The organism is Microbacterium sp. TW_SC_2, from assembly GCF_055361165.1.
This window is the reverse complement of record NZ_CM143952.1, coordinates 623,125-637,339: the sequence shown is the minus strand read 5'-3', so window position 1 is coordinate 637,339 and position 14,215 is coordinate 623,125. Positions and strand designations below refer to the sequence as shown.

Sequence of the window (14,215 nt, the reverse complement as noted above, 5' to 3'; positions counted from 1 at the left end):
GTTGACGAGATGACGGATGCCGGGAGTCGTCACCGGCGGTGTCAGATCCAGCCGCGCTCCTCGGCGACCACGACCGCCTGCTGTCGGGTGCCGACGGCGAGCTTGCCCAGGATCGTCGAGATGTGGTTGCGCACGGTGCCGGGCGCGAGCGCCAGCGCCTTCGCGATCTGTCCGGTCGTCTCCCCGCGCCGTCCGGCACGCAGGACGTCGAGCTCTCGACCGGTCAGCGGCGAGCGCTCGTCGCTGAGGGCATCCGCCGCGATCTCCGGATCGACGTAGCGCCCTCCGGCGGCGACCCGGCGGATCACCGCGGCGACCTCGTCGGCTCCGCGCGACTTCGGCAGGAACCCGGAGACCCCCGACGCCAGCGCGCGGCGCAGCACCCCGGGTCGCGCGTGGCGGGTCACCACGACGCAGCGCGTCGCGATGGCCCGCTGGAGCTTCTCGGCGACCTGCACGCCGTCCAGACCGGGCATCTCGAGATCGAGCAGGCAGACATCGGGCAGCAGTCGCAGCGCCTCGGCGACCGCCTGGTCCCCGTCGGCGCACTCGGCGACGACCTCGATGTCGTCCTCCAGCCGCAGCAGCGCGGCGAGGGCCGAGCGGATCATTCCCTCATCATCGGCCAGCAGCACACGGATCATCGCGCCCCCTCCCGGGAGTCGGGAACGGTGACCGTCACGACGAACTCCTCCGGACTCCGCGCGACGTCGATCGTTCCGTCCGCCTCCGCGATCCGGCGCCGGATGCCGTCGAGCCCGGAGCCGTCCGCGCGCGGTTCTGCCCCGGCGATCACATCGTTGGCGATCAGATAGCACCACCCGCCGTCCGCCCGTCGGAGCTCGAGTCGGGCGCGACGTCCGCCGCCGTGCCGCAGCACGTTCGTGGTCGTCTCCCGGATCACGGGGCCGAGGTCGGATGCCGGGGCGAGGTCGGCATCCGGGGCGATGTCGGACTCGACGCTCAGGCCGGCCGCCGTGAGCAGGTCGCGGGCGTTCGCGAGCTCGTCGCCGAGCGGAACCGAGCGGAACCGGGTCGCCAGGTCGCGTGTGCCCTGGCGCGCGTCATCGACGCTCGCGCGCGCCGCCCGGAGCTGCTGCAGCGCGGCATCCGGGTCGCGACTCATGAGTCGCTCGGCGAGTTCGAGCTGCAGCGCGATCACCTGCAGATGATGCCCCTGCAGATCGTGCACATCGGTGGCCACACGCAGCCGCTCCTGCGTCGCCGCGAGGCGCGCCTCGGACGCCCGGGCACGGTCGAGCGCGTTCAGCACGTCCCACCACCAGAGGGAGCTCACGCTCATCGCGGGCAGCAACGCGGTGTAGGCGACGGGCAACCACCAGGCCAGGCCCGTCCCGAAGATCCCCCGGGAGACGTCGACCACGCTGAGCACCGCGAGCACGAGGGTGCCCGCGATCACGACGCGGTAGCGGACCCCGCGCTGCCAGTTGAGGAGCACCAGCGACTGGATCGCGGGCATCAGGGCGATCTGCCAGCTCTCCACGAGCACCCCGGCCACCGCGCCGTAGACGACAGCCACGAGCATCGGTCCGCCCAGGCGTCGCCAGGCCACGCCGGGCTCGGCATCCAGCCGGTGACGGTAGTCGTTGAGCAGCGGCACGGTCGACGCCGCCCAGAGGACGCCCCCCGCGCCCACCACGACCGCGGCGGCGTCCGACGCTCCCGATGCCAGAGCCAGCGACACCCAGGCCACGGTCATCATGACCTCGAACAGCAGGACCGCCGAGACGGTGTACCACCACGTCGCCGTGATGCCTCGCGACAACTGGCGCGCACCCGGGCCCGGATCCACCGACACATCCACGATTCCGCTGCTCACGAGCACCACGATACGGGCGTGACACTTGTCACGCAGGGACCGTGCAGGATGCCCGGCATCCGGTGACAGTCCGGCACTGGTCCCCCGAGGCGTGAGCCGATGGACTGGAGGCATCACGACGGACATCCCGTCGACATCGACCTCCAGGAGCATGACCATGAACCTGATCGACACCTTCCAGAACCTCGTGGCCCAGGTGCCCGAGCTCGTCCAGCCGCTGATCGTCGCGCTCGCCGGGGCGATCCCCTTCATCGAGGGAGAGGGTGCGGCCTCGATCGGCATCATCGGCGGCATCCACCCCGTCGTCGCTGCGATCGCGGCGATCGTCGGCAACTTCGCCTGCGTCGCGATCCTCGTGCTCGCCAGCTCCGGTGCCCGACGGGCGATCGTCTCGCGGTCTCGCGTGCGCCAGAGCGTCGCGTCCGACGGCTCGATCATCGACGAGTCCGTCGTGTCGGATGAGTCGGGTCGCAAGGCCGCGCGCCGCGAGAAGTTCCAGCGCGCGTTCACCCGTTACGGCGTGCCCGGGGTGAGCCTGCTCGGCCCGCTCCTGCTGCCGACGCACTTCACCGCGACGATGCTCGCCGCCGCCGGCGTGAGCAAGGCGCGGGTGCTGTTCTGGCAGGCTCTCGCGATCATCGGATGGACCACGGTCGTCACGGTGATCATCGCGACCGCGGTCTCCGTCATCCGCTGACGTCGCCCCCTGGCCTCGCTTCCGGAATGGTCAGCATGCGCTGTATAGTCAGCGTATGCTGACCATTTCCTCGCGTCTCGACGTCATGAACCGGTGGGGGCGGGCGATGGCCGACCCGACCCGGTCGCGCATCCTCCTCGCCCTCCTGCAGGCCCCCGGCTACCCGGCGCAGCTCGCCGCCGAGCTCGACCTCACCCGGTCGAACGTCTCGAACCACCTCGCCTGCCTGCGCGGATGCGGCCTCATCGTCGCCGAGCCCGAGGGCCGTCAGACCCGCTACGAGCTGGCGGACCCGCACATCGGGGCGGCGCTGGGCGCGCTGCTCGAGGCGACCTCCGCCGTGGACGAGAACGAGCCCTGCCGGGATCCGGCGTGCGCGGTGACCGGATGCTGCGACCCGGCGGCCGGCGCATGAGCACCGAGAGCGCGGTGTCACCGGCTCGGCGCACGACGCTGCACCGCCGCATCCGCCTGATCGTCGCGATCACGATCGGCTACAACCTGATCGAGGCGGTCATCGCGCTCACGGCGGGGTCGATCGCCTCCTCCGTGGCGCTGATCGGATTCGGGCTCGATTCCACGATCGAGGTGCTCTCGGCGGCGGCGGTCGCCTGGCAGTTCACGCGCCGCGATCCCGAACGCTGGGAGAAGCCGACCCTGCGGGTGATCGCGATCGCCTTCTTCGCCCTCGCCACCTACGTCACGGCGTCGTCGGTGTTCGCGCTCCTGACCGCCGAGCGCCCCCAGCACAGCGCCGTCGGCATCGGGCTGGCGGCGGTCAGCGTCGTCGTCATGCCGTTCCTGTCGTACGCCGAGCGGCGCGCCGGGCGCGAGATCGGGTCGGCCACGGCGGTCGCCGACTCGATGCAGACGCTCATCTGCACCTATCTGTCGGCTGCCGTGCTCGTCGGACTCGTGCTGAACTCGGCATTCGGCTGGTGGTGGGCGGATGCCGTGGCCGCTCTCGTGATCGCCGCGTTCGCGCTGCGCGAGGGGGTCGAGGCGTGGAAGGGCGATGCCTGCGCGACCTCGGTGGGCATGATCCTCGAGAGCGAGGAAGACCACGACCCGCACCACCACCACCACGACCACGACCACGACCACGCGGGCGACCGGTCGCACTGAGGGCGGAGGCCGCGCGGACACCTGACACAATGGAGCTGTGCACCAGTCCAGGAAGCCCGCGGTCCTTCGGGGCTTCGCGGCATCCTCCGTGGCGATCTTCGCGGCGCTGGCCGGTCACGTCTCCGCCGGAGGTGCGATGCCCGGCGGACTCGGCATCGTCGTCCCGTGGATGCTCTCGTTCATGGTGTGCGTGCTCCTGGCCGGCCGGAGACTCTCCGCGATCCGCCTGAGCATCTCGGTCGCCGTGAGCCAGTTCCTCTTCCACGTGCTCTTCGTGCTCGGGGCGATCACCCCCGCAGGCTCTGCGGCTCCGCACGTGCACGGCGCCCCGCTCGTGCTTCCCGTCGCGGCCACCGGCATCCCCGAGACCCTCGCCACCGGCGGCATGATGTGGTTCGGCCACGCCATCGCCGCCCTCGCGACCATCATCGCCCTGCACCGCGGCGAGCGCCTGCTGCTCGCCCTGCGCGACCTCGCCCAGCAGAGCGTCCGCTGGCTGCAGCGCCGGGTCGATGCCGTCCTCGCCCCGCACAGTCCCCGTCCGGCGCCGCGTCCGACTCTCCGTGTGGAGATCGCGGTCCTGCGCAGCGCCGCCCTCCTCTCCCCCCTGCGCGGACGCGCCCCGCCTCGGCACGCGACGGTCTGATCCCCATCTCCCCCGGCCCCTGGCCGGGTGGCGATCTGCTCCTGCGCGCCGCTGATCGGCGCCGGGAGATCCGTACGCACGCACGGCGTCGGTCGTCGACGCCCGTCGAGAGGTCTGTCCCATGTCCCCTGTCCGCAGAATCGCCGTGGGTCTGGCGGTGGCGGCTGTCGCGGTCTTCGCGGTCGCCGCGCCTGCATCGGCCCACGACTCGCTCGTCCACAGCACCCCCGGAGCCGAAGAGCGCCTGGATGCCGCGCCGGAGAACATCGTCCTGACGTTCTCCGGCGAGCTCCTGGTGCTCGGCGACTCCACGCTCGGCGCGGTCGTCCTCGTGATGGACGAGGCCGGCCGGGACTGGGCGACCGGCGACGTCGAGGTCAGTGGCAACGCGGTCACGGCCAGCGTCGAGGAGGGCATGCCGGACGCCGGGTACCAGGTGCGCTGGCAGGTCGTCTCGGAAGACGGTCACCCGATCTCGGGCATCGTGCCCTTCACGATCGGGGATGCCGCTCCTCTGGCATCCCCGAGCGCGACCGGCGGCGGTTCGGCATCCGGTGCCGACGCGGATGATGCCGCCGGCGCAGGCCCCGGCACCGGAGATGCGGACGCCGACAGCGCACAGGATCAGACCACCACGGACTCCCCGGGCATCCCCCGGGTGCTCCTCATCGGTGCGGGCGGAGCGGCTCTCGCTGCCGCCGCCTTCGCCGTCTACCGAATCCTCCGCCGTCCCCGCACGGCCCCCGCAGTGCCGGACACCGGCGATGCTGCGGAAGAACAGCTCTGAAAGGCAATCTCGTGAACACCACGACACACACCACCCCCTCCCGTCCGACCGCGAAGCGGGGCCGGGTGACCCCGACCCGCTTCGCGTCCCTGATCGCCGTCTCGATGCTCGCGCTCAGCGGCTGCGCGGCGACCGGCGCAGCGGCCCCCACCGCGTCGGCTCCGGCCGGCGACACCGTCACGATCGAGGACGGCTGGGTGAAGTCGGCGGATGAGGGCATGTCCGCCGCGTTCGGCACGCTCGTCAACGACGGCGACCAGGATGTCACGGTCGTCTCGGCCGAGTCCCCCGCCTCGAGCATGCTCGAACTCCACGAGACGGTCGAGAACGAGGCCGGCGAGATGATCATGCGCGAGATCGAGGGAGGCTTCGTCATCCCCGCGGGTGGCTCGATCGCCCTGGAGCCCGGAGCCGATCACCTCATGCTGATGGACCTCACAGGACCGCTGCAGGCCGGGGACACCGTCTCGGTGACCCTGACCTTCTCGGACGACTCGACCTACGAGTTCGAGGCGCCGGTGAAGGACTACTCGGGCGCGAACGAGAACTACGAAGACGGCGGCGACGAGCACGAAGGCATGGATCACTGATGCCGGCGCCCGCTGAGGGCGCGCGCACCGAACGCACCGGGTCGACCCGGCGGCAGTTCCTCCTCGGAGGGGCTGTCGCCGGTGTCGGCGCGGCTGCGGCGATCGGTGTCGACCACGCGCTCACTCGTCCCGCGGCATCCGCCGCCCCCGCGGTCCCCATGAACGGTGAGGAGACCGTACCGTTCTTCGGCGCGCATCAGGCCGGGATCGACACCGCGGCGCAGGCCCACGGACAGTTCCTGGCCCTCGACCTGCTCAGCACCGCGGATCGGGAGGGGCTGACCCGACTGATGCGGATCCTCTCGGACGACGCCGCCCGGCTCACGCAGGGGAAGCCGGCCCTGGCCGACTCCGAGCCGGAGCTCGCGCTCGCGCCCGCCCGCCTGACGATCACGTTCGGGTTCGGGCCGGGGCTCGTCGCCCGCGCCGCGGGATCCACCCCGGCGTGGCTCGCCCCGCTCCCCGCCTTCTCGATCGACCGGCTGCAGCCCGAGTTCAGCGACGGCGACCTGCTGCTGCAGATCGCCGGCGACGATCCGCTGACGGTGGCGCACGCGGCACGGATGCTGCTCAAGGACGCCCGCAGCTTCGCGACGCTGCGCTGGAGCCAGACCGGTTTCCGCCGCGCCTACGGCACCGAACGACCGGGCACGACCATGCGCAACCTGTTCGGGCAGGTGGACGGCACCACGAATCCGCAGCCGGGTACGGAAGACTTCGACGCCGTCGTCTGGGCGGGCGAGGGCTGGATGGCCGGAGGGACCGGTGCGGTGATCCGCCGCATCCGGATGGATCTCGACAAGTGGGATCGCCTCGACAGGGGCGGTCGTGAGGCCTCGGTCGGACGCACCATGGCGAACGGCGCACCGCTGACCGGAACGGAGGAGTTCGACGAGCCGGACTTCGAGGCCACCACCGCCGTGGGGTTCCCGGTGATCGCGCCGTTCGCGCACATCCGCCGGGCGCGCGGAGACGATTCCGCGCGGATCTTCCGCCGCGGCTACAACTATGACGAGCGCCCTTCCGGGGCGGGCGTCTCGGAGTCCGGGCTGCTCTTCGTCTCCTTCCAGGCCGACATCGACCGCCAGTTCACCCCGATGCAGAAGCGGCTCTCCGAGCTCGACCTGCTCAACGAGTGGACGACGCCGATCGGGTCGGCCGTCTTCGCGATCCCTCCCGGCTGCGTCGAGGGCGGATTCATCGGCGAGACGCTGCTCACGGGCGGGGGCGCGGCATGACCGTCGTGTCCCCCGCGCCGCAGAGAGACCCGGATGCCCGACCCTCCCCCGGGCCTCGACGGGGCTGGTTCGGGGCGCTCCTGCTGCGCCTGCACTTCTTCGCCGGGATCCTGGTCGGTCCCTTCATCCTGATCGCCGCGGTGAGCGGGGCGCTCTACGCGCTCACCCCCCAGCTCGAGCAGGTGGTCTATGCGCACGAGCTGCATGCCCCCGTGACCGAGGAGCGTCTGCCTCTCGCCGCGCAGATCGAGGTCGCCGAGGACTACATCGGTGGGGAGGCCGTGCTGTCGGCGGTGCGCCCCGCGCCCGAGCCCGGCGACACGACGCGGGTGATGTTCGCCCAGGAGGGGCTCGGGGCGAGCGAGTCGCGGGCGGTGTTCGTCGATCCGGGGACGGGCGAGATCCGCGGCGATCTGACCGTGTACGGAACCAGCGGCGCCCTGCCGCTGCGCATCTGGGTCGACAATCTGCATCGCAACCTGCACCTCGGCGACGTCGGGCGTCACTACAGCGAGCTCGCGGCATCCTGGCTCGGGATCGTCGCCCTCGCGGGACTGGCGCTGTGGATCATCCGGGTGCGCCGCGCGCGGGTGAAACGTGACTTCGTGCGTCCGAACCGCGCCCACCGCGGGTACCGGCGGATCTTCGGGTGGCACAGCTCGCTCGGGATCTGGGTGCTGCTGGGTGCGCTGTTCCTCTCGGCGACGGGGATCACCTGGTCGCAGTACGCCGGAGCGAACGTGTCGAACCTGCGGGCCGCGCTCGACTGGAGCACGCCGGCCCTGAACACGACGCTGGGTGATCAGGACGATGCGTCCGCGGACGAGCACGCGGGGCATCACGGCCCGGCGTCCGCCCCGACCGGCGCGGCGAACCCGGCCACGTTCGACGCTGTCCTCGCGATCGCGCAGCGGACGAACGTGAACACGGGTCTCGTCGAGATCACACCCCCCGCCGAGCCGGGCAGCGCCTGGGTGGTGCGCGAGATCAAGGCGTCGTTCCCGACCGAGGTCGACACGGTCGCGATCGACGGCACGACCCTGGAGGTGGTCGACCGCGTCGATTTCGCCGACTACTCGCTTCCCGCGAAGCTCGCGCGCTGGGGCATCGATCTGCACATGGGCGCGTTGTTCGGCCTCGCGAGTCAGATCGTGATGTTCCTGGTCGCCTCCACGATCGCCGCGATGGTGGTCCTGGGGTATCTGATGTGGGGCAAGCGACGCCCGACGGGCGATCCCCGACGCCCGGTCGGCGCGGCTCCGCGTCGGGGCGCCCTGGGCGGGGCGCCGTGGTGGGGCCTCGGGGCCGTGGCCGTCGGAGCGGTGCTGGTCGCGCTGTGGCTGCCGCTCGTCGGGTGGACGCTGCTCGGATTCGTCGTGCTCGACACTCTGCTCGGGTGGCGTGCCTCGCGCTCCCGCTCCTCCCGCTCGCGCATGCCGCGTTCCTGACCGCCTCCCCCGCCGCGTCGAGCCACCCCCTTCTGTGCAAGCCACCCCTTTGTGGCGACATATAAGGGGGCGGTTCGCGCACAAGGGGGTGGCTCGGCAGGAGTTAGGTTGAGGGGATGAACGCCTCCGCCGACCTGCACGGCCGCACGATCCTGGTCACGGGGGCCAATGCCGGGATCGGCTACTGGTGCGTGGAACAGCTCGCGGCACGCGGCGCGCGCGTGCTGCTCGGATGCCGGTCGGAGAAGCGAGCATCCACAGCGGTGTCCGCCGTCCGCACGCAGGTACCCGATGCCGACCTCGCCGTCGTCCCGCTCGACCTCGGCTCACTGGCGAGTGTCGCCGCCGCGGCATCCGGCATCCACGAGCGCGTCGATGCGGTCATCTGCAACGCGGGCGTCAAGGCCGCCGATCATGCGGCACGCACCCTCGACGGGCTCGATCTGATGGTGGGAACCAACGCCCTCGGACACTTCGCACTGATCGCACACCTCGATCGCACGCTGGCGTCGGACGCCCGCGTCGTGGCGGTGGGCTCGCTGGCGCACCGCTTCGCCCGCATCGACCCGGCGACGCTCACCGCTCCCTGGCGCGGTCCGTCGCTGCGCCAGTACGGACGCTCGAAGGCCGCGCTGATGTCGTTCGCGTTCGAGCTCGATCGCCGCTGGTCCGGCTCTGCGCGGTCCGCGGTGTCGGCGCACCCCGGTTACGCGGTCGATCCGCTCACACCGCCGCGGGCGGGCGCGGTGTCGGTTTCCGCCCCGATCCGCGCCCTCGCGTCCACCACCCGCGCGCTCGTCCAGGGGAAGGACGGCGGCGCCCTGCCGATCGTGCATGCCGCCGTGCACCCGGACGTCCAGGGTGGCGACTACTGGGGACCCGGCGGCCTGCTGGAGTTCCGCGGTGCGCCGCGACGCGTCAGGGCATCGGATCACGTGCGCGCGCCCGATGTCGGTGCCGCGCTGTGGGACGCGGCCGAGACCGCCACGGGCGTGTCGTTCTCGCCCTGACCCGCGACCGGCTCAGTCCTCGCTGACGGCGGCGGCGGGGACGACCCGCACCCGTGCGATGCGCCGACGATCGAGTTCGACGACTTGGATGGTCGCGCCGTCCACCTCGATCGTGTCTCCGACGGCACCGAGCCGACCGAGCTGCTCCGTCACGAAGCCCGCGATGGTGTCGGACGAACCACGGGGCAGCTCCAGCCCCGTCGCCTCCTCGAAGTCCTGCAGGTTCAATCGTCCGTCGAGGTCGCCGCCGGGCGACTCGAGCACGGCGGTGTCGTACTCGTCGAAGATCTCACCCACGACCTCTTCCACGAGGTCCTCGAGTGTGACGAGACCGTCGGTCCCGCCGTACTCGTCGACGACGACCGCGATGTGGTGACCGTCGGCGCGCATCCGGGTGAGCGTCGGCAGCACCCGCGCCGTGGACGGGATGTACGGGATCGGGCGCACCAGCGCGTCGAGCGGACGCTCCGGCTCCGCCGCGAACACCTCGAACAGATCGCGCACATGCACGAATCCGGTGATGTCGTCGATCGACTTGTCCGAGACCGGGTACCGCGAGAACGGGAGCTCGCGCACCTGCGCGATGGCCTCCGCCACGGTCGACGTCTCATCCAGCGCGACGACCTCCGGACGCGGGCGCATGACCTCGCTGATCTGACGTCCGCGCAGCGACAGGACATCGTCGAGGATGCGGCGCTCGTCGTCGGGGAGTCCCTGATGCGTGGCGACGATGTCGCGCACCTCTTCGTCGGTGAGCTCGTCGGAGGTCTTGTTCGGGTCCCCGCCGAGCAGACGCACGAGCGTGTTCGTCGAGATCGACAGCAGCCAGATCACCGGGCGCATGATCGTCGCGAACCCGTTGAGCGCGGGAGCCACCGCGTAGGCGAACTGCGCATTGCGCTGGATCGCGAGCCGCTTCGGCACCAGCTCGCCCAGCACGAGCGAGAGGTAGGCGATGATGAGCGTCAGCACGAGCGTGGCGATCGTCAACGCCAGCGGCGGCGCGATCCCCCACGATTCCAGCACCGGAGCCAGCGACGGCGCGATCGAGGTCGCTCCGTACGCGGCGGAGGCGAAGCCGGCCACCGTGACGCCGATCTGCACCGCCGAGAGGAACGTGTTGGGGTTGCGGGCGAGGGCGGCGACCTTCATGCCGCGCCGGCCGCGCAGGCTGATCGCGTTGAGCTGACTCTCACGGAGCGTGACGAGCGCCATCTCGGTCGCCGCGAACACGCCACCGATCAGCACGAACACGAAGACGAGAGCGATGTTCCAGAAGAGGTCGCCCATCAGCGGCTGACCTGCGTCGAAGCGGGGTGAGCGCCCGGGGTGAACCGGGCGCTCGTACTGTCGGAGTCCGAAAAGTCAGAACAGTGATGCGCGCTCACGAGAGCTCCTTGTCGTCGCGGGCGGCGCCGGCGCCGGCGGGAACACTGTCCGGTGCCCGACGTGTCTTGAGGAGGCTGGCCACGGTCGCGATCGCGATAGTGGCGGCGATGAACAGCAGCGAGAACCAGATCGGGATCTCGGGAGCCCACAGCATCGGCTCGCCGCCGTTGATGAACGGCAGCTCGTTGACGTGCATCGCGTGCAGCACGAGCTTGACGCCGATGAAGGCGAGGATCACCGCGAGGCCCTGCGCCAGGTAGACCAGACGCTCCAGGAGCCCGCCGATGAGGAAGTACAGCTGACGCAGACCCATCAGGGCGAAGGCGTTGGCGGTGAAGACGATGTACGCCTGATCGGTGAGGCCGTAGATCGCGGGGATGGAGTCGACGGCGAAGACGAGGTCGATGAAGCCGATCGCGATGATCGTGAGCAGCATCGGGGTGACGAAACGCTTCCCGTTCTTGACCACGGTGAGCTTGTCGCCGTTGTACTCGTCGCTCACCGGCAGGTGGCGGCGGACGAAGGTCATGAAGCGGCCGTTGGCCGGGTTGCTCTCGTGGTTGCTGAACGCCTGACGGTAGGCGAGGACGAGCAGCAGCGCGCCGAAAAGGTAGAAGATCCAGGAGAAGTTCTCGATGAGCGTGGCGCCGACCGCGATGAAGATCCCGCGGAGGATCAGCGCGATGACGATGCCGATCATCAGCACCTTCTGCTGATACTTCTTCGGCACCGCGAACCCGGTCATCACGATCAGGAACACGAAGAGGTTGTCGATCGACAGCGCCTTCTCGGTCAGGTAGCCGGCGAAGTACTCTCCGCCGTACGTCCACCCGGAGACGACGCCGATGCCGACGCCGAACAGCAGCGCGAGGCTGATGTAGAAGATCGACCAGCGGGCGGACTCGCCGATGCTGGGCTCGTGCGGCGTGCGCACGTGTGCGAAGAACTCGTACACGAAGAACGCGATGGTGACCGCGATCGTGATGATCCAGATGAGGGGGGTAACGTCCACGTCAGGCTCCAGGGGTCGGCGTAGCGGAAAGCAGCGCCAAAGTCTCCCCCATTCCCGAGATCAGGAACCGATGGCCCGGGATGCGACTGCATCCGTAATGACGAAACCACCGTGTCGGAGTACTCCCCTTGGTCCGTCCAGTGTACGGGATGCGCAGGGGCACTTCCTGCAGAGACCCCAGGAACAGGGGCGGGACGACGCGCGGTGCGGGCCCCGCGTTCAGTCGATCGCGCCGGACACCGCCACGATGTGCGCACCCTTGCGCACCGCGCGCTGCACCGTCGTCGGGTCGGCGTCGCGTTCCAGCAGACGCCAGGGGCGGGCGGCGATGTCGGCTCCACCGGCCGCGCACGCCAGTCGCGCGAGCGGGGCGAGCACCGCCCAGAAGCCCCGCGGCGGCTGCATGTCGACGACGCACGCACGGGCCTTCGGTCGCAGCGCCGCCGTCGCGCGGCGCCAGGCCTCCTCACGCCCGGTGATGACACTGAGCGAGTACGTCGCGAGAAGCGCGTCGGCGTGGGCGCCCCTCTCCCCCGGCGCGGCCGCGAGCACGTCTTCGATGTGCTCCGCGCGGAGCTCGGCGGCATCCGCCCGGAGCAGCCGGACGCGATCGGCCCAGCCTTCACGATCCACGCGCCGCTGCGCCATCGCGAGCATGTCGGGGCTCCGGTCGATCCCGATCACGAGCCCGGTGGGCCCCACGGCGTCGACGAGCGCGGGGAAGTTCAGGCCGGTTCCGCAGCCGAGGTCGATCACGACGCTGCCGGCATCCGGCGCGAGCAGGGCGATCCCCGCCCGCCGTCCCGCGCGGTACACCCACCGTTCGCCGGAGAGGATGTCGTACCACCGCGCCCCGACACCGTATCGACGCAGCATGCCCACCATCCGACCTCCCGCTCCGCGTCCACTCTAGGCTCTTAGCCATGAACACATCCCGCCGCAGACCGGCTCGCCCTCTCACCGCGTCGGAGGCGGCACGCTCCCCCTGGGATCTGCTCGTCATCGGTGCGGGCAGCGCCGGCCTCGTGGGCGCACGCACGGCCGCGGCGCTCGGGGCGCGGGTGCTGCTCGTGGAGGCCGAGAGGTTCGGCGGGGAATGTCTGCACACCGGATGCGTGCCCTCCAAGGCGCTCATCGCGGCCGCGGCGACCGCGCATGCCGCACGGCACGGGGCGAGCGTCGGCGTGCACGCCGGGGAGGTCCGCGTCGACTTCGCGGCCGTCATGGCGCACGTGCGGGAGGCCATCCGCCGCATCGAGCCGGTCGACTCCCCCGAAGCGCTCGCGAGCGACGGCGTGCACACCCTCGCCGGCCGCGTCCGCTTCGAGGGACCACGCTCCGCCGTCGTGGACGGCCGACGCATCGAGTTCCGCGACGCGCTGATCGCCACCGGCAGCGCGCCCGTGCTGCCGACGACCGAGGGCGCGACGCGCATCGACATGCTGACGAACGAGACGTTCTGGGATCTCGACGAGCTGCCCGCCCGTCTCCTCATCGTGGGCGGCGGCGCCATCGGCTGCGAACTGGCCCAGGCCATGGCGCGTCTGGGCAGCACCGTGACGCTCGTGCACCGGGGAGCGCGTCTGCTGCCGAAGGAGGATGCCGCGGCGAGCGCCGTGGTGCTGGCCGCTCTCCGCGCCGACGGAGTCGACGTGCATCTCGGCACCGAGGTGACCGCGTTCGCCTCGGACGGGACCGAGAGCGCGCCCGCCCGCTCCGGCACCGCCCGTCTGCGCGGCGGCGTCGAGATCCCGTTCGATCGGATGCTCGCCGCGCTCGGCCGCCACGTCGAGGCGGACTCTCTCGGGCTGGATGCCGCCGGAGTCCGTCGCGACGAGAACGGCGCGGTCGCGGTGGACCGCAGCCTGCGCACGTCGAATCCGCGCGTGCGGGCCGCGGGAGACGCCACCCCTCTGCCACGCTTCACGCACACGGCGGGCATGTACGGCAGCGTGGCCGCCACGAACGCCGTCCTCGGACTCTCCCGCAAGATCGACGTCGACGTCGTCCCGCGCGTCACCTTCACCTCGCCCGAGGTGGGGGCCGTGGGTGTGGCGCCGGCGGACGCCCGCAACCGCGGCATGCGGGTGATCGTGCAGCAGCACGAGCACGTCGACCGCGCGATCGCCGACGGCCACACCGACGGGTACACGAGCATCGTGGTGGACCGCCGCGGCCGGGTCGTGGGCACGACGATCGTCGGCCCCCGCGCCGGAGAGTCCCTCGCCGAGTACACGACCGCGGTGAAGACCCGCATGAGCGTGCGGACGCTCGCAACGACCATGCACGCCTATCCGACCTATTCGGATGCCGGGTGGAACGCCGTCGTGAAGGAGGCGCAGCGCGGCCTGCGCGGTGGTGTCGTGGCGCGCGCGATCCGGCTCCTGTCGGCAGTGCACCGTCGGCGGACCTGACCCCGCCGCGGAGCCGTGA

15 protein-coding genes are annotated in these 14,215 nt (G+C 71.1%); 10 read left to right on the top strand and 5 right to left on the bottom strand.

Annotation, left to right across the window (positions count from 1 at the left end):
- Positions 1–41: 41 nt before the first annotated feature.
- Positions 42–644 (bottom strand): response regulator, encoded by a 603-nt coding sequence (locus ACWA14_RS02990; protein ID WP_463795992.1) that lies wholly within the window; start codon positions 642–644, stop codon positions 42–44.
- Positions 641–1,840, bottom strand: a complete 1,200-nt coding sequence (locus tag ACWA14_RS02985) for a sensor histidine kinase (protein WP_463795991.1) — start codon at positions 1,838–1,840, stop codon at positions 641–643. Before ACWA14_RS02985 ends, ACWA14_RS02990 begins: the two co-directional genes overlap by 4 nt.
- A 157-nt stretch (positions 1,841–1,997) precedes the next feature.
- Here ACWA14_RS02985 and ACWA14_RS02980 point away from each other — a divergent pair, with 157 nt between their 5' ends.
- The 9 genes from ACWA14_RS02980 to ACWA14_RS02940 all read left to right on the top strand — a co-directional run bounded on the left by ACWA14_RS02980 (position 1,998) and on the right by ACWA14_RS02940 (position 9,381).
- Positions 1,998–2,537, top strand: a complete 540-nt coding sequence (locus ACWA14_RS02980; RefSeq protein ID WP_463797483.1) for a small multidrug efflux protein — start codon at positions 1,998–2,000, stop codon at positions 2,535–2,537.
- A gap of 55 nt (positions 2,538–2,592) precedes the next feature.
- Positions 2,593–2,952, top strand: a complete 360-nt coding sequence (cmtR, locus tag ACWA14_RS02975; protein WP_463795990.1) for a Cd(II)/Pb(II)-sensing metalloregulatory transcriptional regulator CmtR — start codon at positions 2,593–2,595, stop codon at positions 2,950–2,952.
- A complete protein-coding gene (locus ACWA14_RS02970; protein ID WP_463795989.1) occupies positions 2,949–3,662 on the top strand; it encodes a cation diffusion facilitator family transporter in 714 nt (237 codons plus the stop codon). Before cmtR ends, ACWA14_RS02970 begins: the two co-directional genes overlap by 4 nt.
- A gap of 37 nt (positions 3,663–3,699) precedes the next feature.
- On the top strand, positions 3,700–4,308 hold the full coding sequence (locus ACWA14_RS02965; RefSeq protein ID WP_463795988.1) for a hypothetical protein: 609 nt from the start codon (positions 3,700–3,702) through the stop codon (positions 4,306–4,308).
- Between the two features lie 121 nt (positions 4,309–4,429).
- Positions 4,430–5,095: a copper resistance CopC family protein gene (locus ACWA14_RS02960; protein ID WP_463795987.1), complete on the top strand. Its 666-nt coding sequence runs from the start codon at positions 4,430–4,432 to the stop codon at positions 5,093–5,095.
- An 11-nt stretch (positions 5,096–5,106) separates the two neighbouring features.
- Positions 5,107–5,685 carry a copper chaperone PCu(A)C gene (locus ACWA14_RS02955; protein ID WP_463795986.1) on the top strand — a complete coding sequence of 193 codons (579 nt, stop codon included), beginning with the start codon at positions 5,107–5,109 and terminating at the stop codon, positions 5,683–5,685.
- A complete protein-coding gene (locus ACWA14_RS02950; protein WP_463795985.1) occupies positions 5,685–6,923 on the top strand; it encodes a Dyp-type peroxidase in 1,239 nt (412 codons plus the stop codon). The genes ACWA14_RS02955 and ACWA14_RS02950 overlap by 1 nt, the downstream gene beginning before the upstream one ends.
- On the top strand, positions 6,920–8,371 hold the full coding sequence (locus ACWA14_RS02945) for a PepSY-associated TM helix domain-containing protein (protein WP_463795984.1): 1,452 nt from the start codon (positions 6,920–6,922) through the stop codon (positions 8,369–8,371). The genes ACWA14_RS02950 and ACWA14_RS02945 overlap by 4 nt, the downstream gene beginning before the upstream one ends.
- Before the next feature lie 116 nt (positions 8,372–8,487).
- Positions 8,488–9,381: an SDR family NAD(P)-dependent oxidoreductase gene (locus ACWA14_RS02940; protein WP_463795983.1), complete on the top strand. Its 894-nt coding sequence runs from the start codon at positions 8,488–8,490 to the stop codon at positions 9,379–9,381.
- Between the two features lie 12 nt (positions 9,382–9,393).
- On the opposite strand, the gene ACWA14_RS02935 is transcribed toward ACWA14_RS02940, so the two are convergent.
- From ACWA14_RS02935 to ACWA14_RS02925, 3 genes are all read right to left on the bottom strand, one after another.
- The gene (locus tag ACWA14_RS02935; protein WP_463795982.1) at positions 9,394–10,671 is read right to left on the bottom strand and encodes a hemolysin family protein; all 1,278 of its coding nucleotides are present in this window, start codon (positions 10,669–10,671) and stop codon (positions 9,394–9,396) included.
- A 94-nt stretch (positions 10,672–10,765) separates the two neighbouring features.
- Positions 10,766–11,782 (bottom strand): TerC family protein, encoded by a 1,017-nt coding sequence (locus ACWA14_RS02930; RefSeq protein WP_463795981.1) that lies wholly within the window; start codon positions 11,780–11,782, stop codon positions 10,766–10,768.
- 219 nt (positions 11,783–12,001) lie between these two features.
- Complete coding sequence (locus ACWA14_RS02925; protein ID WP_463795980.1) at positions 12,002–12,658, bottom strand: class I SAM-dependent methyltransferase; 657 nt, start codon at positions 12,656–12,658, stop codon at positions 12,002–12,004.
- Positions 12,659–12,705: 47 nt separating this feature from the next.
- Here ACWA14_RS02925 and ACWA14_RS02920 point away from each other — a divergent pair, with 47 nt between their 5' ends.
- Positions 12,706–14,196, top strand: a complete 1,491-nt coding sequence (locus tag ACWA14_RS02920; protein WP_463795979.1) for a dihydrolipoyl dehydrogenase family protein — start codon at positions 12,706–12,708, stop codon at positions 14,194–14,196.
- The last annotated feature ends 19 nt before the right edge of the window (positions 14,197–14,215 follow it).

What these genes read in the sequence shown, in the direction of transcription:
- ACWA14_RS02990 (WP_463795992.1), bottom strand. Translation starts at nt 644, where the DNA reads ATGATCCGTGTGCTGCTGGCCGATGATGAGGGAATGATCCGCTCGGCC.
- ACWA14_RS02980 (WP_463797483.1), top strand. Translation starts at nt 1,998, where the DNA reads ATGAACCTGATCGACACCTTCCAGAACCTCGTGGCCCAGGTGCCCGAG.
- cmtR (WP_463795990.1), top strand. Translation starts at nt 2,593, where the DNA reads ATGCTGACCATTTCCTCGCGTCTCGACGTCATGAACCGGTGGGGGCGG.
- ACWA14_RS02970 (WP_463795989.1), top strand. Translation starts at nt 2,949, where the DNA reads ATGAGCACCGAGAGCGCGGTGTCACCGGCTCGGCGCACGACGCTGCAC.
- ACWA14_RS02960 (WP_463795987.1), top strand. Translation starts at nt 4,430, where the DNA reads ATGTCCCCTGTCCGCAGAATCGCCGTGGGTCTGGCGGTGGCGGCTGTC.
- ACWA14_RS02950 (WP_463795985.1), top strand. Translation starts at nt 5,685, where the DNA reads ATGCCGGCGCCCGCTGAGGGCGCGCGCACCGAACGCACCGGGTCGACC.
- ACWA14_RS02945 (WP_463795984.1), top strand. Translation starts at nt 6,920, where the DNA reads ATGACCGTCGTGTCCCCCGCGCCGCAGAGAGACCCGGATGCCCGACCC.
- ACWA14_RS02940 (WP_463795983.1), top strand. Translation starts at nt 8,488, where the DNA reads ATGAACGCCTCCGCCGACCTGCACGGCCGCACGATCCTGGTCACGGGG.
- ACWA14_RS02935 (WP_463795982.1), bottom strand. Translation starts at nt 10,671, where the DNA reads ATGGGCGACCTCTTCTGGAACATCGCTCTCGTCTTCGTGTTCGTGCTG.
- ACWA14_RS02925 (WP_463795980.1), bottom strand. Translation starts at nt 12,658, where the DNA reads ATGCTGCGTCGATACGGTGTCGGGGCGCGGTGGTACGACATCCTCTCC.
- ACWA14_RS02920 (WP_463795979.1), top strand. Translation starts at nt 12,706, where the DNA reads ATGAACACATCCCGCCGCAGACCGGCTCGCCCTCTCACCGCGTCGGAG.